We start from the raw sequence: 21,485 nt of genomic DNA on the forward strand, positions 1-21,485 counted from the left end.
ACGATGCAGGACTATCAAGGGCCCATGGTGCAAGCCATTGGGGTCACACGTGTATTTGGGAAGGGAGCAGGTGCGGTTCATGCCCTGCGCGGCGCGAATCTCTCGATCCCCAGAGGCAGGCTTGTGGCTTTGCGCGGAAGATCGGGCTCGGGGAAAACTACCTTATTGAACATAATAGGAGCCTTGGATCATCCCTCGGAAGGTGCCGTATATTTGGAGGGGTTGGAGATCAGTACACTCTCCGAATCCAAGCGAAATGAACTCAGGCGGAAGCAGATTGGCCTTATTTTCCAATCGTTTGCTTTAGTGCCGTATATGTCCGCTTACGAAAATGTGGAATTTGGTTTGCGCATATCGGGCGTACCTGCCAATCAATATAAGACTCTTGCCGAAGAGGCTCTGCATTTCGTGGGGTTAAAGGCGAGGATGAAACATCGACCCTATGAACTTTCGGGCGGAGAACAACAGCGAGTTGCCATTGCAAGAGCGATTGCTCATAAGCCAAAGTTGATTCTGGCAGATGAGCCTACGGCAGAGTTAGATAGCCGAATGGGACTTCAGATTCTCAAACTATTCAAGGATTTGGTGAAGGAAGGGATGACCATAATTTTGACTACGCATGATCTGGCGATTATGGAAATTGTAGATGAAGTCTATGCATTGGAGGATGGTTCCATTGTCGATGAAGGTTAATAAAATGGCTTCGAAACTTGTACTACTAACAGGTGCCCTTTTCATACTAGCTGGTTGCGCGTTGCTGCCCAAAGAAGAAGAAGCATTGAAGCCGCCTTTGGTGAAGCCAGTCAAAGAAAACTTTGAGTTATATGAAGTGAAGAAAGGTTCCATCACGAGGAAAGTCAGTGCGATGGCGACTTTAAGATCGAGCAAAACGACGAATTATTTTTTTAAAGAATCGGGTCACCGATTGGCTGGATTACGTGTCAAATCGGGGGATATCGTGAAGCAGGGTGACGTGCTTGCGGAACTAGAGCATGGTGATTTAGATACGAAAATTGCCTTGCAAAAGTTGAATCTAGAGAAGGCTCAGATCGCTTATACGCAAGTTAAGATGTCCTCGTCTTCGTCTGATCAAGCGTTGTCTATACGTCTTAAAGCCATCGATGTGGAAGCAGCACAACTGCAGTTAGCTAATCTGCAAACTGAATTGGCCAAAACCAAATTAACGGCTGAAACTGGAGGCATAGTTACCTTCGTGACGGATGCTCAACAAGGCAATATCGTGGATGCGTACAGCACGCTAGTCGTTGTGTCAGATCCGAGCAAGCTGCAGCTATTCTATGAATCGTCAGATAGCGGGGCACTGGCGGGAATTGAAGTAGGGATGAATGTAGAAGTGAAGTTCGGGTCCAAAGGGAATGTGGTGCCAGGTAAAGTGCTGCAAACACCATCAAGCGCTCCTCGATCTGATAATAAACAGCAAGCAGAGCGGAATGCCAAAACGATCATTGTAGGGATTCCAGAAGGAACAGCTGGCGCAGAGATCGGAGCCTCTGGTGATATGACGATTATCGTGGAGAAACGAGACGATGTGCTAATTATTCCAAGAACGGGACTTCGTTCCTATCTGGGGCGAGATTATGTGCAAGTGCTGAATGGTGAAAGCCGCAAAGAAATTGATGTTGAGAAGGGGCTTGTCACCGCTACGGAAGTAGAAGTTCGAACGGGGCTAACGGAAGGCCAGAGCGTCATTTTAAATAATTAGCACGCTTTAAATCTATGTTTACGATGCTAGTTTTGCTAAAGCAAAACGCTTAGGAGGATTACAATGGCTTTATTACTGATGATTCTCCGCAAAATGGCAAAGAACCGTTGGTTAGAGCTAAGTTTATTACTTGGGTTAATTATATCAGTCGCCCTTGCGAGCTCCATGCCGATCTACACGCATGCCATTTTGCAACGTATGTTGATCAAAGATTTGGAAGTTCAACAAACGAATACACAGAAGTATCCAGGACTTGTAAATAACCAAGCTTACTTTGCCAAAGCCAAAGAAGGGGATAAACGCTTAGCGCAAACGGACGCTCTCATGACCGATATGAGCAAGCGCTTTGACTTGCCCATTCAGCTCTCCACGATAATTCGAGCCACGAAGACGTTTAAACTTACACCTAGCGATCCAAGTAAATTAGATCCTAAAGTGGATAGGTATGGCGAAATCACAGCGATGACCGATTTGGAAAAGCATATTCGTCTTGTTGATGGCGTGATGCCTTCTACAAAGCTCGTGAACGGTGTTTATGAGGCTTGGGTGTTTTCAGAGTTGTTGACGAAGCAGAAAATCGTATTAGGCAATGAAGTCACTGTCGTGGATAGTGATTATCAAAATATTCGAATTAAGCCGGTTGCCGTGATCGATCGTGCAGATTTCACCGATATGTATTGGACGAATATGGATAAAGATTTGAATTCAAGATTTTTCATTCCATCAGCTTTATTTGAACAAGAGTTTACGAAAAGCAATAATTTTATCGATTTGTTTTCATACTGGAATATCCTCTTGGATTATCATCAATTGAAGTTAGAGGGTATCGACACCTTTATTGCGACCTTCAAGGAGATGGATGAATATTTTAGCCGGTATTTAGAAACGTATACATCTAGTAATACAACGGTGCTCACCTTGCAATCCTATGGGGAGAAAGAGAAGAAGCTCCGGATCTTGCTATGGTCATTGAATGTGCCTGTCTGTATTTTACTTGCTTTCTACTTATTTATGGTTGCGAACTTGATTACCGATCGGCAGAAAACAGAAATCGCCGTGCTGCGAAGCCGAGGTGCAAGCCGAGCTCAGATTATGATTGGGTATGTGATCGAGGGTATTCTACTTGGTGGAATTGCACTGTTAATCGGCCCGTTTGTAGGGTTGCAATTAACGAAAGTCTTGGGTGCTTCAAACGGTTTTCTATCCTTCGTCCAGCGTGCGTCGATTGAAGTAAAGCTTGGTCAGGAGGCTTACCAATACGGGATGATTGCCGTAATCGCTTCGGTTGGTATGGTGCTCATCCCCGCCGTACTCGCAACACGAGTGAGCATAGTGGGCCATAAACAAACACTCGCGAGGAGGAATAAGCTTTCTTTTGTCCATAAAATATACCTAGATGTGGTCTTATTAGCTGTTTCCATGTATCTCTTGCAAAGCTTTAAGCGACGGATGGATGATTTGGTTGCGCTAGGGTTAGATTCTCTGGATATGAAGGTTGATCCTCTGTTATTCGTCGTACCCGCCTTTTTCATATTCGCTATGGGGCTTTTTCTGCTCAGGATCTACCCTTGGGTCATTAAACTGATCTATGCAGTCGGTCGCAAATGGTGGCCGCCGTACTTATACTCCACGTTGCTGCAAGTGGGGAGATCAACCACCCAATATCAATTCATCATGTTATTTATTATTATGACATTGGCAACAGGCATCTTCAGCGCAAGCGCCGCAAGAACGATGAATAAGAATGTGGAAGAGAAAATTCAGTACAAGAACGGATCTGATATTGTGTTGCAAACCACATGGGATAGTGATGCGCCTCCTCCACAGTCAGGTCCGCCAGGGATGGAGACGGGAGCGAAACCTCAAGGCAGCGAAGGCGGGGGGAAGAAACGCGTTCAATACGTAGAGCCGCCGTTCATGCCATTCACACAATTGACAGGTGTGGCGTCAGCAGCAAGGGTATTTAAGAAAGAAGATGCCTATGTATCGATTGGTAAAGATACGAAGAAAACGACACTCATGGGCATTGATACCGATGATTTCGGTCGAACAGCGTGGTTCCGTGATCATTTGTTAGATCATCATTTCTACGACTATTTGAATGTGTTAGCAACAGATTCCAAAGCCGTACTGATCTCAAGGTCCATCGCGGAGGAAACTGGAGCCAAAGTTGGAGACGTCATTCGAATCGGTTGGAATGATGTGGAAGGTGCTACATCGGTGATCTATGGCATCATTGATTATTGGCCGAGTTGGAATCCGAATCCGATCTTAACAGCTTCATCGAGTTCAGCAAGCAAAACGAATGCACCCAAGCTAGTTATTGGACATCTTTCTTATATCCAAAATAATTTAGCTGTTGAGCCTTATGATGTATGGTTAAAACTGAAGCCCGGAATGACGAGTCAAGCCTTATATGAAGCGTTGGAGCAGAAGCGATTGTCGGTTACTAAACTAATCGATACCAATATGATGGTAATTCGGTCGAAGAACGATCCGTTCCAACTGGCAGTGAATGGTGTTATGACGCTTGGATTCCTAATCGCGATTGGCATCAGCTTCATTGGATTTCTCCTATACTGGTTGCTCTCGTTATATGGCCAGATCCTACAATTCGGTGTGTTTCGCGCCATGGGAATCTCGTATAGGCAGTTAATCGGAATGCTAGTCACCGAACAGCTTCTAACGTCGGGAGCCGGCGTGTTGATAGGTATGATTACGGGAAACACGGCTAGTCGCTTGTTCGTTCCTTTATTCCAAATAACGTTCGATTCCTCCAGCCAAGTACCGCCTTTTCAAGTCAGCTTTGATCCAAAAGATCAGTTTCATTTGTATATAATCGTTACGATCATGATCGGACTGGGATTGCTGCTGCTCGGCACGATGCTCTCCAGAATTAAGATTCATCAAGCTGTTAAGCTTGGGGAGGATTAAGTATGATACATTGTGAGAATTTAGTTAAAATTTATAAAGCGGCTGATCTTGAAGTTGTTGCGCTGCAAGGTCTTGACCTTCATATTCAAGAAGGCGAATTGATGGCGATTATCGGCAATAGTGGGAGCGGGAAATCGACGTTGCTTAATATGCTGGGAGGGCTGGATCGACCTTCGGCTGGTAATCTGATTGTGGATGGGAAAGATTTATTGAAGTTTAAAGAGTCTGATTTGGTCAAATATAAGCGGGAAACTGTCGGCTTCGTATGGCAAAATAATGCCCGTAACCTGATTCCTTATTTGACAGCATTGGAAAATGTGGAATTGCCTATTCTGCTGCAGGGACGGCGCAAGCGCTATCGTGCGATGGATTTATTGGATGCTGTAGGCTTGAGCCATCGGAGAAATAACAAGCTTAATGAGCTTTCTGGCGGAGAGCAGCAGCGCGTGGCGATCGCGATTGCACTAGCTAATCAGCCTAGGCTTTTGCTGGCGGACGAACCGACCGGATCTGTGGATACGAAGATGGCGAATCAGATCCTTGATCTGTTCCGAGAGTTAAATCGCAACTTCGGTCTGACCGTTGTGATCGTTACGCACGATCCTCATCTAGCGAAGAAAGTGGACCGTGTTGTTGCGATTCGTGATGGCAAAACCTCATCTGAAATACTGCGGCGCAAATCCTATCAAGAAGAATTGCTGGAGCTAGAGCAGGGGATCATTTCGTCAGAAGAAGACTCTCATGTTGAATATGCGGTCGTCGACAAGGCAGGCAGGCTGCAAATTCCAGCCAACTATCTGGAATCCATAGGTGCTGCTGGAACGAATAAGATGCGGGTAGAAATGGAAAATGGACGCATTATATTACTCCCACAGGACAAATCATAAGGAATGCCCGTAATCGAAGTTGGTTTCGATTGCGGGCTTTCACATGTTCGAAATTCTTATGTTGACTTTAGGTAGATTATTCCATTAAACTTATATCATACTATTTTAGTAGGAATTAAATGTGTTACAATTACTTTGATTGATCTTACAATGATTCATTATCCTAGGAGGCATGTTCATGTCAAATTCTGAACGTAAACATCTACCAGAAACACTAGCGATTCACGCAGGTCAAAAGGTTGACCCTACGACAAATTCACGAGCGGTTCCTATTTATCAAACGACGTCCTATGTGTTCAACGACACCGAGCATGCGGCTAATTTATTTGCACTTAAAGAGTTTGGCAATATCTATACACGAATTATGAATCCGACGACAGATGTATTTGAACAGCGTATTGCCGCACTGGAAGGGGCACCTGCTGCGCTTGCTGTGGCATCCGGACAAGCAGCTATTACGTTTTCGATTTTGAACATTGCCGAAGTTGGTGATGAAATCGTATCGGCTTCCGCTTTATATGGTGGTACATACAATTTATTTGCAAATACATTGCCTAAATTAGGGATCAAAGTAAAATTCGTAGATGCTAGTAATCCTGATAATTTCCGAGCTGCGATTACGGATAAAACAAAAGCCATCTATGCGGAATCCATTGGCAATCCCAAAGGGGATGTCTTGGACATTGAAGCCGTAGCGGCGATTGCGCACGAAAATGGCATCCCGCTTATCGTAGATAATACGTTCCCAAGTCCTTATTTGCTTAGACCGATCGAGCATGGCGCCGATATTGTAGTGCACTCTGCGACTAAGTTTATCGGAGGTCACGGTACAACCATCGGTGGGGTCATTGTAGACGGAGGGAAGTTCGATTGGGCAGCAAGTGGCAAATTCCCTGGTTTGACGACGCCAGACCCGAGTTATAATGGTGTTGTTTACACAGACGCAGTTGGTCCGATTGCCTATATTATTAAAGCACGTGTGCAATTATTGCGTGACTTGGGCGCATCGCTGTCCCCGAATAGTTCATTCCTATTATTACAAGGTTTAGAAACGCTGCATCTTCGTCTGGAGCGCCACAGCTCCAACGCGTTGAAAGTTGCTCAATATTTAGAAGCACATGAGTCCGTGGAGTGGGTAAGCTATGCTGGTTTAGAGAGCCACCCGTCGTATTCACTGGCTAAGAAATATTTACCGAAAGGTCAAGGCGCCATATTGAGCTTTGGTATTAAGGGCGGCATTGAAGCGGGCAAAAAGCTGATACATGCTGTAGAGCTATTCTCTCATTTGGCCAATGTGGGAGATTCCAAATCCTTAATTATTCATCCTGCAAGTACTACGCATTCGCAATTGAATGAGCAGGAACAAACATCAGCTGGTGTATCTCCTGGACTTATCCGTTTATCCGTTGGAACAGAAGCGATCGAGGATATTATTTATGATTTGGAACAAGCCATCATCGCTAGTCAGAAGTAAACTTGAAACATTAACCCGTTCCGCATAAAATATGAGAAGGCTGCGATTTAGGAGCTCAACCTAAATGCAGCCTTTTTTGTTTAGCTAAAATAGTACCGAGAATGAAACTTTTTCAACCAAATCGCGGTCTATTACTTTGAAAAGCTTTTTCAACCTCTAGGAGGCATGACGACACGAAATGAAAGGAATAATGAAAACCAACATGAAAATTAAAATGAACGTATCTATTGCCATACTCTTGGCATTAACTATCGTGGCAGGTTGTGGGAGTAAGAACGAAGGAGCCTCTACGATTTCGCCTAGTCCAACACCTTCTGCTAGTGTGACAACAAGCCCTACGGCTACCCCAAGTGCAGGAACGACACCAGCAACGACTTCACCGGCGGCTACGGCTACAGGGAAACCATCGTCGAATCCTGTGACTTCACCGGCAGCAAGCTCTACGCCAACTAAGAATGGCGCCGTTCAAGTGATTGCCAAACCTGAAAGTATTACGGCTCTGGTCAATAAGATGAACTCACTGCCATCGAGCTATGAACCGACAGATCTTGTGTATCCGAACATTGCCTTTACATTTTCCGAAAAAATCGATAAACGCAAAATGCGCCAAGTCGCAGCAACGGCCATAGAGAAGCTATTCGCTGGAGCGGCAAAAGATGGTGTTCCGTTAGCAGGTGTTTCTGCGTATCGTTCGTATGCAACACAGAAATCCCTTTTTGAAGCTTATGTGAAAAAAGACGGGGAAGAAAAGGCCAAAACGTATAGCGCGGTACCAGGAACAAGCGAGCATGAGACGGGGCTTGCCATTGATGTAGCGGGTAGTAATGGCAAATGCGCAGCGTCAGATTGCTTTGGCGGAACGAAGGAAGCCATTTGGTTAGAGAAGCATGCAAGTGAGTACGGTTTTATTATCCGTTACCCACAAGGAAAGGCTGCGATTACGGGTTATCAATATGAGCCTTGGCATTTGCGATATGTAGGAACCGACATCGCCAAGGAAATTCAGTCGAAGAACGTAACGATGGAAGAATATTATCACACTGTTCCAGTTTCGAAATAACGGTATAGCAAATAACCCCACTAGGATCCTGAAAAATCCATGTGGGGTTGTTTTTGTTTACCAGCCTCTTTGGTAAGGCGTTGGAGGCGCGAGTTCGACGCGTAAGTCACGGGCAGCTGTTCTCGCCCAATAAGGATCACGCAACAGCACTCTACCTAGAAAAATAAGATCAGCACGCTGATTCTGAAGAATCTCCTCCGCTTGCTGCGGTTCTGTGATCAGTCCGACAGCACCGACAGGGAGGGCCACTTTGGTACGAATTTCTTCGGCGAATGGTACTTGGTAGCCTGGGAAAAAGTGTGGAACGATTGGTGCATTGCCGCCAGAGCTTACATCGATTAGATGGACGCCAAGCTCTTTGAGCTGTGTAGCAAAATAGACATGATCTTGCGGCGTAAGTCCTCCTTCCACATACTCATGGGCCGAAATACGGACAAATAGGGGACCATCCCAACGGGTTTGAATAGCCTGAACCGTTTCACGTAAGAAGCGGAATCGTCCCTCTTGATCACCACCGTATGCATCTTGACGATGATTCGAATAGGGGGATAGGAATTCATTGATGAGATAGCCGTGCGCCGCATGTATTTCAATAACGTCAAATCCTGCTTGCTTGGCACGGTCAGCCGCATCAGCGAATGCTTGAACTGTCTCTTGAATGTTTGACAGTGTAGCTTCATCAGGTGTTTTGAACGTATCTGAGAACGGGATGGGGGATGGGGCAATGATAGGTGTGTCGAGGACTGCTTTTCTGCCTGCGTGTGCAAGCTGAATGCCGACATGGGCGCCATGTCCATGGATGGAAGTGACAATGCGCTTCAAGCCATCGATATGTGCGTCCTCCCAGATGCCCAAATCCCGTGTTGAAATCCGACCTTGCTCAGTGACTGCAGTTGCTTCTAGTAGGACGAGTCCGACTTGACCAACGGCCCGTGTAGCGTAGTGAGTATGGTGCCAATCCTTGACTTCACCGGATTCATCTGAAGAATACATACACATAGGTGACATGACGATCCGATTTTTGAGAGTAACGCCCGCAATGGTATAGGGGGTAAATAACATAGGAATGAACTCCTTTCAGGGTATGTGAGGGGGATATGAAATAATTCCTTAATTGTATACTAAACACATAGGAATTATCAATTTTAAGATTATTACTGAAAAAGCTTGACGTTCCAGTCATTCTATCATAATCTTCGTGTAAGATAATCAATGCGAGTATGTCGTAATTTTGCACCTTCATCTGTCACGAATTCGAAATTTATCCGCTTTCAAGCCCGTGATACAATGAACCCAAGTCACTTATTTGGAGGTCATTCAGGATGAAAGTAGCAATGTTGAGTTTCTGGCATGTACATGCAAAGGATTATGCGAAACAGGTAAACGAGCACCCGGATACAGAGATCGTTGCGATTTGGGACGAAATTGCAGAAAGAGGGCAGCAAGAAGCCGAAACACGAGGTGTGGCTTTCTATGCAAGTCTTGAAGAGTTACTAGCCAATCCAGAAATCGAAGCCGTTGTTGTAGATACACCAACCAACATTCACCGAGATGTCATCATCGCTGCTGCACGGGCAGGTAAACATATTTTTACAGAGAAAGTCATAGCTCCTACGCTTCACGAAGTGAATGAGATCCTTGCAGCTGTTGAGGAAGCAGGCGTAACCTTAACAGTCTCCCTACCGCGTTTAAATTCACCATCTACATTGGCTATTCAAGATATCGTTGCTAAGGAGTTACTAGGTCAAATCACGCTTGTGCGTACGCGACTCTCGCATAATGGCGGAATTTCGACTACGGCGAATCCGAATGGCTGGTTGCCGCAGCATTTCTATAATGCCGAGCAATGTGGTGGCGGAGCACTCATCGATCTTGGTTGCCATCCGATGTATCTCAACCGTCTATTACTAGGCCTGCCTGTCGCTGTAAGCGCTTCTTATGGCTATGTGACGGGAAGAGAAGTTGAAGATAATGCCGTTTCGGTGCTCCAATATGAGAATGGTGCGGTAGGCATCGTTGAAGCAGGGTTTGTGAATGCTTTCTCACCATTCGTTATAGAAGTACATGGCACGGCAGGCAGTGTACTATACTCAGAGCATGATGGCCGCATCTTGTTGCGCACGAACAAGCTGGAAGAAGCGACAGGACAATGGGTGGCTTATGAATCTATACCGGAAGCGAAACCAACTGCGTTTGATCAATGGGTAGCACATATTCAAAATGGTACGAAAGCTACCGAAAATATCGGATTGGCTGTAGACTTAACGAAGCTAATGGAAGCTTCAAATCTATCCGTAGCTAGCAAAAGTCAAGTTCGATTGGATTCCCTGGCAAACTAATCTGCACAATCTAGAAAGGAAGCGGTGTTTCCCCTATGAGTCAACCCTTTTACTTCGAACCTATGTTAGAAAATCCGATGGCGTTAGATCGCCTGGAATTAAGCTTCCGTTGGGGAGCTTACGGAATTCGAGTATTGCGTTGTCATCTGACTTCCTTTCTGGCAGGAGCAATCGTCAATTATCATCAGCATTCCGAATACGAGATTCACTATATCCCTTGCGGCAAAGGGAGAGTTATTCTAGATGGGATTACACATCCACTCCATGAAGGGCTGCTCTACGTCACAGCACCTGGTGTCATTCATCGGCAAGAAGCGGATGAGCATGAAGCGATGGGCGAACTATGTCTCCATGTGGATATTGTGAAACTCTCGGATAAGGAAGAAGCAGGAGCTTCTGCGATGTCCTCCTCTGGTTGGGGAGAGGAATGGGAGATAGCAGAAGCTGAAGCGTGCATTGGACAGCTTAGTGAGCTGCCGCATTCGCCAGCAGTGGATCGCCATGAAGCGATGAAATGCTTCCTCGTCGCATACGAAGCATGGAGGAACAACCAGTTAGGACAATATACAGTCATTAAACAGTCCATCATCCAGATGCTGTTAAGAACTGTTAGTGCGTATAAACCAGAACAGCAGGGCGTTAATCTGCCGGCCCGTGATATGAAGAACTATCGCTATCAAATGGCCGTTCAATTCATTACGGATAATTTCCGTCGTCCCTTAACCTTAGAGGGAGTTGCAGAACGCGTGCAAATTAGTTCTAGGCAGCTTCAACGGATTTTTAAGGAGAAGGCCAATGTTTCCTTCAGCGAATACTTGGAGCAAATTCGCCTCAAATTCGTATGCAGCGAGCTGCAGCAGACCACGCTGACGCTGGAGAAAATTGCAGAGCGCAGCGGCTTCACATCCAGCAATTACTTGCACTACGTATTCAAGAAGGCGCATGGCACAACGCCTAATGCCTATCGTGAAAATACATTGCTCCAACATGCGAGCACGATGTAAACAACAAAACAGAGCTGTCCGTAAGTAGAGAATCTACTGCTGGACAGCTCTGTTTCGCAATCTAGCAATGCACGCTGCACACTAGCAAACTAGTAAGCATCTAGCAACTGAACAGCATCCGAACACCTAGCTACTCCAACCACCATAAATCTGCTACCAGCCTCCACGACCCACCAACCAGAACCTGAATCCCATCCGAACACCTAGCTACTCCAACCGCCACAAATCTGCCACCAGCTTCCGCGACCCACATACCAGAACCTGAATCCCATCTGAAACTTAGCTACTCCAACCGCCACAAATCTGCCACCAGCCTCCGTAATCCACCAACCAGCCGCACGCTAGTCCTCTACTAACTGGAAAACATACAGCTATTTCACGCCAATTTCTCACTTTGAGCCGAATAACTGGAAAAACTCCAGCTATTTTCCGGCTTTATCCTTAAAAGGAGCAGAAAGCCGGAATTTAACTGGAGTTTTTCCATCTAAACTTAAAATTTAGCAGAAGTTGATGAATTTAACTGGAGTTTTTCCAGTTAAACGCAACCCATTGGACCCAATGAAGATTTATTCAAAAAGCTTACGCAGATTTTCGCCATAAGGAGCCTGAACGATACCTTTTTCCGTGATAATCGCGGTTACATACTCATTCGGCGTCACATCGAACGCCGGATTGAACACTTTCACGCCAACAGGCGCTGTGCGCTTGCCAAAACCTTGCGTGATCTCGTCCTCATGGCGTTCCTCGATCGGAATATCGCCGCCAGTCGGCGTGTTCAAGTCGATCGTCGACAGTGGACTTGCCACATAGAACGGGATGCCATGCGCCTTCGCCAGCACAGCTACGCTGTATGTGCCGATTTTGTTGGCGACATCGCCGTTCGCCGCAACGCGGTCCGTTCCGACAATGACCGCTTGAATCCAGCCCTTCGCCATGACCGCGCCGGCCATGTTGTCACAGATCAGCGTGACGTCTACGCCAGCCTGCTGCAGTTCAAAAGCCGTGAGCCGCGCGCCTTGCAGCACCGGCCGTGTTTCATCGGCGAACACTTTGATGTTCAGCCCTTGTTCCTTCGCCAAGTAGAACGGCGCTAGCGCCGTGCCGTACTTGGCGGTAGCCAAACCACCGGCGTTACAGTGCGTCAGCACGCCGAACCCATCCTCGAACAGCGTGAGCGCATGTTCGCCGATACGGCGGTTGGTGTCTTCGTCCTCCGCTTGAATGACTTGCGCTTCTGCAAGAAGCGCATCTTTGAACGCATCCGGGCTCATGCCCTCGGATGCCAAAGCTCCCGCTCTTGCACGCATGCGATCGAGCGCCCAGAACAAGTTCACCGCTGTTGGACGCGACGTCGCCAGGTAGTCCGCTTGCTTCTGGACTTCCGCCAGAAGCCCATCAACTGCGGCATCCACGCCGCGGATGCCGAGATATACCCCATACGCGGCGGCGATCCCGATCGCAGGTGCGCCGCGAACTTTCAAGTGCCGAATCGCTTCCCACACCTCAATGGGTGTCTCCAGCGCCAAATACACAATCTCTTCCGGCAGCAGTCGTTGATCCAGCAAATCCAACTGCTGGCCGTTCCAGCGCAAGGATTGTAGGGCGCCTTGTACTTCATTTTGTGCGTTGTTTGTCCCTGCAGTTTCATCTTTTACATTGTTCGTCATAGTACAAAACCTCTTTCTGCTGCTCGTGTTGCGATTGCGATTAGTTCATCAATCGTTGTTATCTGACGGTTAGCTCGAATGCTGGCTGTGCCGATCGTTAAAGCCATGCGCTGTGCGCGTTCTCTTGCGGCAGCATCTTCGATTTTATCTATGTCGGCGACGTGGGCAAGACCCACTACGCGACGGACCATTTTGGCACCAGTGAATCCAACCGTATCACGCAGCAAGTGTAACAAGAAGTAATCTTGGTATCCTGGAGCGCTAAATACACGGTCAACGCCTTGTTCATTCCATAGGGCACGGAAGTTTTCTTCAAAGTGTGTCCATACATCCTTAATGGTTTGTGTTAAATATGCGCGGTATGCAGAACGGCTTTCTTCATCCTTACTCCAACCTTCTTGTGCAGCAAAGTTAAGTAGGAGATTGGCAAGCACAGCACCAATATCAAAGCCCATTGGCCCATAGTAAGCAAATTCAGGGTCAATTACTTTCGTGGAATCGGATTTGATGAAAATGCTGCCCGTATGCAAATCGCCATGAAGCAGGGCTTGTGCCGAAGTGAGGAACTTATTGCGCAGAATCGCAACTTCGAGGTGAAGTTCACTATCTGCCCAAAGCTGCTCCGCTGCATCGCGGATCACTGCTTCAATATTATTCGTTTCCGCATCACGATAAGGATCATCGAAGATCAAATCTTCCGTAATTTTGCACAGTTCTGGATTAATGAAACGACCTGATTGAATCTTTTTCTCTTGTTGATTTTTCCCTAAGTCGGATGTAAAAAACAACGTATTGGCTAGAAAACGTCCGATGTGTTCAGCAAAAAGCGGATATTGATTACCTTCGATTAAACCACGACGCATAATCACATGATCGCTCAAATCTTCCATGACTGTCAGCGCAAGGTCTGCATCATAGGCGTACACATGAGGGACTAGGTCTGGCACGAGCCCTTCTTCTATAATCAAAGCTTCGCTCTCAATGCGCGCACGATCAAGCGTTAGCGGCCAGGATTCCCCAACAACTTTGGCATAAGGAAGTGCTTGCTTTAAAATAATACTTTTTCCTGTAGCTCCCTCTGATATACGAAATACGAGGTTTAAATTCCCATCCCCGATTTCTTGGCTGGTCAGATCAGAACCTGGTTGAAATAATTGCGGAATAAGGCGAGCGTATTCAATGGCTTGCGCTTCCGATAACGGATGATAAGTGGACATGAATGAACCTCCTAAAAGTTTTCGTCAGAAAACTGACTTCGTATGCATCATTTTAAGTGATTGGAATTAATTCCAACTAAGTTACTGAGTATTATTTGTCTTTACCTAGTATAAGACAAATTGTTTCCGCATGAAATACACTTTTCAGAAATGTCGTTTATTTTACATAAAATACGCGTAATAGACGTAAATTAGCGTGTACAAGGACTATTTTTAGCCAAAATGAAGGAGGATTTGAATGACGAGCGCAACATTAGTTTCAACGCAATCAATTCAAACGGTGCTTAATAAGCAAATTGCCGACTGGAATTTACTGTTCGTTAAGCTTCATAATTTTCATTGGTATGTAAAAGGAAATCAATTTTTTACGCTGCATGTTAAATTTGAGGAGCTTTACAATGAAGCTGCGCTTCATGTGGATGAGTTGGCAGAACGATTATTGGCGATTGGCGGTCAACCAGCAGCCACGATGAAAGCTTACTTAGACATATCTTCATTAAAAGAAGCCTCTGGCTCAGAAACAGCTACCAAGATGGTTGAAGCGATTGTTGAAGATTTCACAATCCTTACGCAAGAGCTGAAGGCGGGTATGCAGATCTGTGAGGAAGCGAGTGATGATACAACGTCAGATATGTTGTTAGCCATCCAAACTTCATTGGAAAAGCATCGCTGGATGCTGCAATCTTTTCTAGGTTAAGGAGACATTTACACAATCTTTAACTAATTCAAACATTCGCAAAATGAAATTCAACTATCCTTGAGACAAATGGATTCGAGGGATGTGAAATGGATGAAAGTCCTGAATGTCATATTTGCCATTGCTGCTGTAAGCACCATTTTACTACTTCTTGCGTACCATGCCGACGCACCTGACATTACGCAAGATCCGAATCCGATGAAACATAATCAAGAGCAGTTTGCCCGAATGGGGCTAACGAATAACCTACAATCAGTGAAATAAGATCAAGGAATGGCCGAAATTCGGGGGCTGTTCCTTTTTATTTTTCCCGAAAAATGTCAATGTGATTTGTTTTGCGTACAAAGATTATTTATAATAGGTAGATTAATGAGGAGAACGAGGGGTTGGCATTTATGGGGTATGGAAAGGCTTTAAAGGAATGGGCATCAGCGGTTAAAGCGTTAGAGGCTGGCTCGCAAATTTTTATTATGCGCAAGGGAGGTATTGTCGAAGAAACAAGAGATTTCCAGGTGGAATCGAATGATTTCTTTCTCTATCCAACATATGAGCATCAGAGAAAAGAATTATTGAAAGAGCAATATCGCGGGATTATCGATGAAACGTTGGTCAACTGGAGCGCGCAAGATACACACGTAACAATCAATTCCTTTGCCCGTATGGTGGAAGATATCGAAGTCAGCGACCAAGAAAAGCTCAATCAGCTATTACCTTTTCATATTTGGACAGAAAATTTCACAGAAGAGCGTTTGAAGTGGAAACGTAAAAACCCGCTGCATATAATGATTTTAAGGGTCTATACCCTGAACCAACCCATCCACATTGAGATCGAACAGGCCTACATTGGCTGCAAATCATGGATACAACTACAGGCCTTGGTACCGGATGATTCCGGCATGACTCCCGTGTTGAATGAGGAAGAATTTACCGCACAAGTTGCTGAAATAAAACGTACTTTGGCGTAAAATTCACGTAGCATTTCACAAAACGCTCGCCTTTTTCATGGAATTGCCCTTTCTTGATTTGTTACAGTAAGTTATAATAGAATTATTCTAATGAGAATCAGTGATAATCATTTCATTTGATTGTCATCTATCTAGTACACTCAAACATTATGGAGGCTTAAAGAAAATGGCAAATTCATCAACATTTACAATAGAGGGTCTGAAAGCGACCATCGAAGGAAAGGAAATTTTGAAAGGTCTTAGCCTAGAAATCAAAGGCGGCGAAATTCACGCGATCATGGGGCCGAATGGTACGGGTAAAAGTACATTGGCATCCGCGCTAATGGGTCACCCGAAATATGAAGTAACAGAGGGTTCTGTTACGTTAGATGGCGAAGATGTTCTTGAGATGGCTGTTGACGAGAGAGCACGCGCTGGCTTGTTCTTGGCTATGCAATACCCAAGCGAAATTACTGGCGTAACGAATGCTGACTTCTTGCGCAGTGCCATGAATGTTCGCCGCGGTGAAGGCAACGAAATTTCTTTGATCAAATTTATCCGTCAAATGGAAGCGAAAATGAAGCAACTGGAAATGAACCCTGAGTTCATGCACCGTTACTTGAACGAAGGCTTCTCCGGCGGTGAGAAAAAGCGTAACGAAATTCTTCAAATGCTTTTGCTTGAGCCTAAATTCGTTATCCTCGATGAAATCGACTCCGGTCTAGATATCGATGCTTTGCGCATTGTTGCTGAAGGTGTTAATGCCATGCGCAGTGAAGAGCGCGGATTCTTGATCATTACGCATTACCAACGTTTGCTCAACTACGTTAAACCTGATTTTGTACATGTTATGATGCAAGGTCGCATCGTAAAATCCGGTGGTCCTGAGCTCGCTGAGCGTTTGGAAGCGGACGGTTACGATTGGATCAAAGAAGAACTTGGCATTGTTGATGAAACGGTTGGTCAAGATGAGGAAGAATTCAAAATTCCTATGAACACACCAGGGCCGAAGTACTAGGAGATGAGAGACTTTGATCTTAGGGTCAAAGATACTTATAAATGGAGGAAATCATGAGCACTAAAACAACACTTTCCATCGATACTAATGCTGTTACTGAGCTCTCCCGCAGCAAGCAAGAGCCGGAGTGGATGACAGCCCTTCGTACTGAAGGGGTAGCATTAGCGAATTCGTTGGAATTACCTATACTAGAAAAAACAAGAATCGACCGTTGGAGCATTTCCGCCTACGGTTCCTATAAAGAGCAAGCAGCTTTGAGCTCACTAGATGCGTTGCCTGAAGTGACGAAGGGCTTGACGAAATCTGACAACCTGATCGTACAACGCAACTCCGGTATCGTGTTCAATCAAGTGTCCGAAGAATTAAAGAAGCAAGGCGTTATTTTCACTGATCTTGAAACGGCTGTTCGTGAACATGGAGATTTGGTTAAGCCTTACTTCATGAAGGCTGTTCAAGCGAATGAAAATCAACTTACAGCTTTGCATGCAGCATTGTGGAATGGCGGTATTTTCATCTACGTTCCGAAAAACGTAGTTGTTGATATCCCACTTCAAGCGTTGTTTGTTGCAGATGATGCAGAAGCTACGTTTGCACCGCATGTTCTGATTGTTGCTGAACAATTCAGCTCTGTAACATATGTAGATAACTTTGTGTCTTCCGTTGGCGGCGCAGATCTTGTACAGAACGGGATTGTTGAAGTGTTCGCAAAACCAGGTTCACGCGTTAGCTATTCCTCCATTCACAGCCTGGAAGCATCCGTAACAGATCTCACGTATCGTCGTGCGATCCTTGAAGATGATTCCCGTATCGGCTGGGTTGTTGGTGAATTGAACTACGGGAACTCGATGTCCGATACGACATCCATTCTCAAAGGGAAAGGCTCCGACTCCGATGCGAAAGTAATCTGTGTGGGCACGCATGAGCAGAAACTTAACTTGACGACTCGCGCTGTTCATTGGGGCAAAGCGTCTACAAGTGATATGATTACACGTGCGGTTATGCGTGATAGCTCTACAGCGATTATCAATGGAATCACGAAGATCGAAAAAGGCGCACAAGGCTGTAACGGTCAACAAACCGAGAAAGTCTTAATGCTTAGCCCGAAAGCTCGCGGAGACGCGAACCCGATTCTTCTAATTGATGAAGATGATGTTAAAGCAGGTCATGCTGCGAGTGTTGGGCAAGTGAATGCAGAACAAGTTCATTACCTAATGTCCCGTGGGATTACAAAAGAAGAAGCTCAACGCTTAATTATTTACGGATTCTTGGCACCAGTCGTTTCCGTAATTCCAGTTAAGAGCGTTGAAGAACAGCTGCAAAGCTTAGTGGAGAGGAAGCTAGGACAATGATAACTGCCGAGATACGTGAACTTTTTCCCATTCTGAAGCAAGAAGTGAACGGTCATCCTCTGGTTTACTTGGATAGTGCTGCTACTTCCCAGAAGCCTATTCAGGTGATTGAGGCACTGAAGCATTACTACGAGTGGGATAATGCGAACGTTCATCGCGGGGTTCATACCCTAGGTTCCCGAGCAACAGATGCGTATGAAGGAGCTAGAGCCAAAGTGGCGAAGTTCATCGGCGCAGCCAGTGAGCAGGAAATTATTTTCACTAGAGGCACAACAACCGCTATCAATATTGTGGCAGCTAGTTTTGCGGAATCGGTACTTCGTGAGGGCGATGAAATCGTCCTTACACCGATGGAGCATCACAGTAACCTGATCCCTTGGCAGCAAGCTGCTAAGAAATCAGGCGCTACTTTAAAATATATTCCGCTTCAACCAGACGGATCCATATCCCTAGCAGATGTCGAGAATACCATTACCGATCGTACCAAAATTGTTTCGGTTGTGTATGTGTCCAACGTGCTCGGCGTTATTAACCCGATCAAAGAGATTGCCGCTATTGCCCACAAGCATGGTGCCAAAATCATGGTCGATGGTGCCCAAAGCACGCCTCATATGAAAGTGGATGTGCAAGATTTGGATTGTGACTTCTATGCATTATCCGGTCATAAGATGTGTGGCCCTACCGGAATCGGGGCATTGTATGGGAAGAAGTCTTTGCTGAATAACATGGAACCTGTTGAGTTTGGCGGAGAAATGATCGATCATGTCGATCTTTATGAGTCGACTTGGAAAGAACTTCCGTGGAAATTCGAAGGCGGAACGCCTATGATTGCAGGAGCAGTTGGGCTTGGCGCGGCCATCGACTTCTTAACCGAAGTTGGGATGGATAACATATTTAAACATGATGTTCAGCTTACGAATTATGCGTTGGACCGGATGATGCAAATTCCAGATTTAGCTGTTTATGGGCCTACAACGAATCGTGCAGGACTTGTAACGTTCAATCTTGGAGATGTTCATCCTCATGACGTAGCTACCGTGTTGGATTCCATGGGTATTGCAGTGCGTGCGGGTCACCACTGTTGCCAGCCACTTATGAGATGGTTAGAACAAAGCAGCACAGCTCGTGCAAGCTTTTATCTATATAATACGGAAGATGATGTAGACCGTCTGGTGACGGCTTTACTGAAAACAAAGGAGTACTTCGGCGATGCAATTGGATGATTTATACCGTAGAGTAATTATGGATCACTATAAAACTCCTCGCAACCGTGGAAAATTTGAGTCCGGCGACTCCGTTACGATTGATCTTAACAACCCAACCTGTGGGGATAAAATTTCCCTACAGATGCAAGTTGAAGAGGGAATCGTGAAATTGGCGAAATTCACAGGTGAAGGCTGCTCGATTAGCTTATCCTCTGCATCCATGATGACGGATGCAGTCAAAGGGAAAACAATCGAAGAAGCACTGAAGATGGCTGATGATTTCTCTGGCTTGATGAAGGGCGAATCCGTTGAATTTGAGTACGAAGACATTGAGGCTCTGTCGGGCGTTAATAAATTCCCAGCGAGGATCAAATGCGCAACTCTGGCGTGGAATGCACTACGCAAAGGGATTGAACATTCTCATAAGACCGATAACTAACGCATTTGCGGTTGGAATAGGTTAAAGATATGGAACAAAGAGAACGTTAAGGAGGAATCAACCATGGCTAAACAAATGCCAGATTTAGAGGATTACAAATATGGTTTTAGAGATGAGCACAAGTCCATTTTCCAATCCGGTAAAGGCTTAACTCGTGAAATCGTTGAAGAAATCTCAAGAATTAAAGGTGAACCAGAATGGATGTTGGAATTCCGTCTGAAATCCCTTGAGCAATTCTTCAAAATGCCTATGCCACGTTGGGGCGGAAACATGGATGACTTGGATTTCGATGATATCCAGTACTATGTTCGTCCATCCGAGAAGCAAGGTAAAACGTGGGAAGAAGTTCCTACGGAAATTAAAGAAACATTCGACAAACTTGGTATCCCTGAAGCAGAACAAAAGTTCCTTGCTGGTGTATCTGCTCAGTATGAGTCCGAGGTTGTTTACCACAGCATGCAAAAAGAGCTTGAAGATCAAGGTGTTATCTTCACAGATACAGACACAGCTCTTCGTGAATATCCAGAGTTGTTCAGACAATATTTCGGAACGATCATTCCACCAGCTGACAACAAATTTGCTGCATTGAACAGCGCAGTATGGTCAGGTGGATCTTTCATTTACGTACCAAAAGGCGTTAAATGTGAAGTGCCTTTGCAGGCATACTTCCGTATTAACTCCGAGAACATGGGCCAATTCGAGCGTACTCTGATTATCACCGACGAAGATAGCTTCGTGCACTACGTTGAGGGCTGTACAGCTCCAATCTATAGCACGAACTCCCTTCATAGTGCGGTTGTTGAGATCGTATGTCTGAAGAACTCCCGTGCTCGTTACACAACAATCCAAAACTGGGCACCTAACATCTACAACCTCGTTACCAAACGTGCAGTTGCAGAAGAAGGAGCTACAATGGAGTGGGTTGATGGTAACATCGGTTCCAAATTGACAATGAAGTACCCAGCAGTTGTTCTTAAAGGTCGCGGCGCTAAAGGGATGGTTCTTTCCATCGCTGTTGCAGGCAAAGGACAACATCAAGATGCGGGCGCGAAAATGACGCATTTGGCACCAGATACAACTTCAACAATTGTTTCCAAGTCGATCTCCAAGCATGGCGGTAAAGTAACGTACCGTGGTCTAGCTTCCTTCGGACGTAACTCCCAAGGATCCAAAGCTAACATCAAGTGCGATACGTTGATCTTGGATAACGAGTCAACTTCGGATACAATTCCTTACAATGAAATCCTGAACGATAACATTACGCTAGAGCATGAAGCGACTGTATCCAAGGTATCTGAGGATCAATTGTTCTACCTCATGAGCCGCGGACTTACAGAAGCTGAAGCGACGCAAATGATCGTTATGGGCTTCATCGAGCCATTCACCAAAGAACTTCCGATGGAATATGCCGTGGAAATGAACCGTCTCATCAAGTTTGAGATGGAAGGATCTATCGGTTAATATCATGATAAATAAAGAGGCTGTCTCTTAGGTCAATTTAGACCTTTGAGATAGCCTCTTTTCGTTT

The 21,485-nt window shown here is 45.5% G+C and carries 19 protein-coding genes; 16 read left to right on the forward strand and 3 right to left on the reverse strand.

The features are described from left to right. Nucleotides 1–3: 3 nt before the first annotated feature. The 6 genes from HQN88_RS11690 (at nucleotide 4) to HQN88_RS11715 (ending at nucleotide 8,078) form a co-directional block, all read left to right on the forward strand. Nucleotides 4–693 carry an ABC transporter ATP-binding protein gene (locus tag HQN88_RS11690; protein WP_173111301.1) on the forward strand — a complete coding sequence of 230 codons (690 nt, stop codon included), beginning with the start codon at nucleotides 4–6 and terminating at the stop codon, nucleotides 691–693. Beyond that, complete coding sequence (locus HQN88_RS11695) at nucleotides 683–1,723, forward strand: efflux RND transporter periplasmic adaptor subunit (RefSeq protein WP_246320197.1); 1,041 nt, start codon at nucleotides 683–685, stop codon at nucleotides 1,721–1,723. The genes HQN88_RS11690 and HQN88_RS11695 overlap by 11 nt, the downstream gene beginning before the upstream one ends. 63 nt (nucleotides 1,724–1,786) lie before the next feature. After that, complete coding sequence (locus HQN88_RS11700) at nucleotides 1,787–4,657, forward strand: ABC transporter permease (RefSeq protein WP_173111303.1); 2,871 nt, start codon at nucleotides 1,787–1,789, stop codon at nucleotides 4,655–4,657. A 2-nt stretch (nucleotides 4,658–4,659) separates the two neighbouring features. Beyond that, a complete protein-coding gene (locus HQN88_RS11705; protein WP_173111306.1) occupies nucleotides 4,660–5,544 on the forward strand; it encodes an ABC transporter ATP-binding protein in 885 nt (294 codons plus the stop codon). A gap of 178 nt (nucleotides 5,545–5,722) precedes the next feature. Further along, complete coding sequence (locus HQN88_RS11710; protein WP_173111309.1) at nucleotides 5,723–7,018, forward strand: homocysteine synthase; 1,296 nt, start codon at nucleotides 5,723–5,725, stop codon at nucleotides 7,016–7,018. Between the two features lie 178 nt (nucleotides 7,019–7,196). Then, nucleotides 7,197–8,078: a M15 family metallopeptidase gene (locus HQN88_RS11715; RefSeq protein WP_246320172.1), complete on the forward strand. Its 882-nt coding sequence runs from the start codon at nucleotides 7,197–7,199 to the stop codon at nucleotides 8,076–8,078. A 57-nt stretch (nucleotides 8,079–8,135) separates the two neighbouring features. On the opposite strand, the gene namA is transcribed toward HQN88_RS11715, so the two are convergent. Continuing rightward, entirely contained in the window at nucleotides 8,136–9,140 is a 1,005-nt protein-coding gene (gene namA, locus HQN88_RS11720) for an NADPH dehydrogenase NamA (protein ID WP_173111312.1), read from the reverse strand. Between the two features lie 260 nt (nucleotides 9,141–9,400). Here namA and HQN88_RS11725 point away from each other — a divergent pair, with 260 nt between their 5' ends. After that, nucleotides 9,401–10,417 carry a Gfo/Idh/MocA family protein gene (locus tag HQN88_RS11725; RefSeq protein ID WP_216855692.1) on the forward strand — a complete coding sequence of 339 codons (1,017 nt, stop codon included), beginning with the start codon at nucleotides 9,401–9,403 and terminating at the stop codon, nucleotides 10,415–10,417. A 35-nt stretch (nucleotides 10,418–10,452) separates the two neighbouring features. Continuing rightward, on the forward strand, nucleotides 10,453–11,421 hold the full coding sequence (locus HQN88_RS11730; RefSeq protein ID WP_173111314.1) for a helix-turn-helix domain-containing protein: 969 nt from the start codon (nucleotides 10,453–10,455) through the stop codon (nucleotides 11,419–11,421). Nucleotides 11,422–11,987: 566 nt separating this feature from the next. Here the strand turns inward: HQN88_RS11730 and mtnA are convergent. Continuing rightward, complete coding sequence (gene mtnA / locus HQN88_RS11735; protein ID WP_173111317.1) at nucleotides 11,988–13,088, reverse strand: S-methyl-5-thioribose-1-phosphate isomerase; 1,101 nt, start codon at nucleotides 13,086–13,088, stop codon at nucleotides 11,988–11,990. Beyond that, nucleotides 13,085–14,305: an S-methyl-5-thioribose kinase gene (gene mtnK / locus HQN88_RS11740; RefSeq protein WP_173111320.1), complete on the reverse strand. Its 1,221-nt coding sequence runs from the start codon at nucleotides 14,303–14,305 to the stop codon at nucleotides 13,085–13,087. The genes mtnA and mtnK overlap by 4 nt, the downstream gene beginning before the upstream one ends. 238 nt (nucleotides 14,306–14,543) lie before the next feature. Between mtnK and HQN88_RS11745 the strand changes: the two genes are divergently transcribed. The 8 genes from HQN88_RS11745 (at nucleotide 14,544) to sufB (ending at nucleotide 21,418) form a co-directional block, all read left to right on the forward strand. Further along, nucleotides 14,544–15,002 carry a Dps family protein gene (locus tag HQN88_RS11745; protein ID WP_173111322.1) on the forward strand — a complete coding sequence of 153 codons (459 nt, stop codon included), beginning with the start codon at nucleotides 14,544–14,546 and terminating at the stop codon, nucleotides 15,000–15,002. 93 nt (nucleotides 15,003–15,095) lie between these two features. Further along, a complete protein-coding gene (locus tag HQN88_RS11750) occupies nucleotides 15,096–15,266 on the forward strand; it encodes a hypothetical protein (RefSeq protein WP_173111325.1) in 171 nt (56 codons plus the stop codon). Between the two features lie 131 nt (nucleotides 15,267–15,397). Continuing rightward, complete coding sequence (locus tag HQN88_RS11755) at nucleotides 15,398–15,967, forward strand: DUF1802 family protein (RefSeq protein ID WP_173111653.1); 570 nt, start codon at nucleotides 15,398–15,400, stop codon at nucleotides 15,965–15,967. A 166-nt stretch (nucleotides 15,968–16,133) separates the two neighbouring features. Beyond that, complete coding sequence (gene sufC / locus HQN88_RS11760) at nucleotides 16,134–16,964, forward strand: Fe-S cluster assembly ATPase SufC (RefSeq protein WP_173111328.1); 831 nt, start codon at nucleotides 16,134–16,136, stop codon at nucleotides 16,962–16,964. A 53-nt stretch (nucleotides 16,965–17,017) separates the two neighbouring features. Continuing rightward, the gene (gene sufD / locus HQN88_RS11765) at nucleotides 17,018–18,313 is read left to right on the forward strand and encodes a Fe-S cluster assembly protein SufD (RefSeq protein ID WP_173111331.1); all 1,296 of its coding nucleotides are present in this window, start codon (nucleotides 17,018–17,020) and stop codon (nucleotides 18,311–18,313) included. Then, nucleotides 18,310–19,536, forward strand: coding sequence for a cysteine desulfurase (locus HQN88_RS11770; RefSeq protein ID WP_173111334.1), 1,227 nt, complete (start codon nucleotides 18,310–18,312; stop codon nucleotides 19,534–19,536). Before sufD ends, HQN88_RS11770 begins: the two co-directional genes overlap by 4 nt. Then, nucleotides 19,523–19,957, forward strand: a complete 435-nt coding sequence (gene sufU / locus HQN88_RS11775) for a Fe-S cluster assembly sulfur transfer protein SufU (RefSeq protein WP_173111337.1) — start codon at nucleotides 19,523–19,525, stop codon at nucleotides 19,955–19,957. The genes HQN88_RS11770 and sufU overlap by 14 nt, the downstream gene beginning before the upstream one ends. 63 nt (nucleotides 19,958–20,020) lie before the next feature. Beyond that, nucleotides 20,021–21,418: a Fe-S cluster assembly protein SufB gene (gene sufB / locus HQN88_RS11780; protein WP_056624188.1), complete on the forward strand. Its 1,398-nt coding sequence runs from the start codon at nucleotides 20,021–20,023 to the stop codon at nucleotides 21,416–21,418. Nucleotides 21,419–21,485 lie beyond the last annotated feature (67 nt).

Source organism: Paenibacillus qinlingensis, from assembly GCF_013204845.1.
GTDB classification, from domain to species: Bacteria; Bacillota; Bacilli; order Paenibacillales; family NBRC-103111; genus Paenibacillus_E; species Paenibacillus_E qinlingensis.

Coding starts and splice junctions, on each gene's coding strand:
- HQN88_RS11690 (WP_173111301.1), top strand. CDS start 4: ATGCAGGACTATCAAGGGCCCATGGTGCAAGCCATTGGGGTCACACGT.
- HQN88_RS11695 (WP_246320197.1), top strand. CDS start 683: ATGAAGGTTAATAAAATGGCTTCGAAACTTGTACTACTAACAGGTGCC.
- HQN88_RS11700 (WP_173111303.1), top strand. CDS start 1,787: ATGGCTTTATTACTGATGATTCTCCGCAAAATGGCAAAGAACCGTTGG.
- HQN88_RS11705 (WP_173111306.1), top strand. CDS start 4,660: ATGATACATTGTGAGAATTTAGTTAAAATTTATAAAGCGGCTGATCTT.
- HQN88_RS11710 (WP_173111309.1), top strand. CDS start 5,723: ATGTCAAATTCTGAACGTAAACATCTACCAGAAACACTAGCGATTCAC.
- HQN88_RS11715 (WP_246320172.1), top strand. CDS start 7,197: ATGAAAGGAATAATGAAAACCAACATGAAAATTAAAATGAACGTATCT.
- namA (WP_173111312.1), bottom strand. CDS start 9,140: ATGTTATTTACCCCCTATACCATTGCGGGCGTTACTCTCAAAAATCGG.
- HQN88_RS11725 (WP_216855692.1), top strand. CDS start 9,401: ATGAAAGTAGCAATGTTGAGTTTCTGGCATGTACATGCAAAGGATTAT.
- HQN88_RS11730 (WP_173111314.1), top strand. CDS start 10,453: ATGAGTCAACCCTTTTACTTCGAACCTATGTTAGAAAATCCGATGGCG.
- mtnA (WP_173111317.1), bottom strand. CDS start 13,088: ATGACGAACAATGTAAAAGATGAAACTGCAGGGACAAACAACGCACAA.
- mtnK (WP_173111320.1), bottom strand. CDS start 14,305: ATGTCCACTTATCATCCGTTATCGGAAGCGCAAGCCATTGAATACGCT.
- HQN88_RS11745 (WP_173111322.1), top strand. CDS start 14,544: ATGACGAGCGCAACATTAGTTTCAACGCAATCAATTCAAACGGTGCTT.
- HQN88_RS11750 (WP_173111325.1), top strand. CDS start 15,096: ATGAAAGTCCTGAATGTCATATTTGCCATTGCTGCTGTAAGCACCATT.
- HQN88_RS11755 (WP_173111653.1), top strand. CDS start 15,398: ATGGGGTATGGAAAGGCTTTAAAGGAATGGGCATCAGCGGTTAAAGCG.
- sufC (WP_173111328.1), top strand. CDS start 16,134: ATGGCAAATTCATCAACATTTACAATAGAGGGTCTGAAAGCGACCATC.
- sufD (WP_173111331.1), top strand. CDS start 17,018: ATGAGCACTAAAACAACACTTTCCATCGATACTAATGCTGTTACTGAG.
- HQN88_RS11770 (WP_173111334.1), top strand. CDS start 18,310: ATGATAACTGCCGAGATACGTGAACTTTTTCCCATTCTGAAGCAAGAA.
- sufU (WP_173111337.1), top strand. CDS start 19,523: ATGCAATTGGATGATTTATACCGTAGAGTAATTATGGATCACTATAAA.
- sufB (WP_056624188.1), top strand. CDS start 20,021: ATGGCTAAACAAATGCCAGATTTAGAGGATTACAAATATGGTTTTAGA.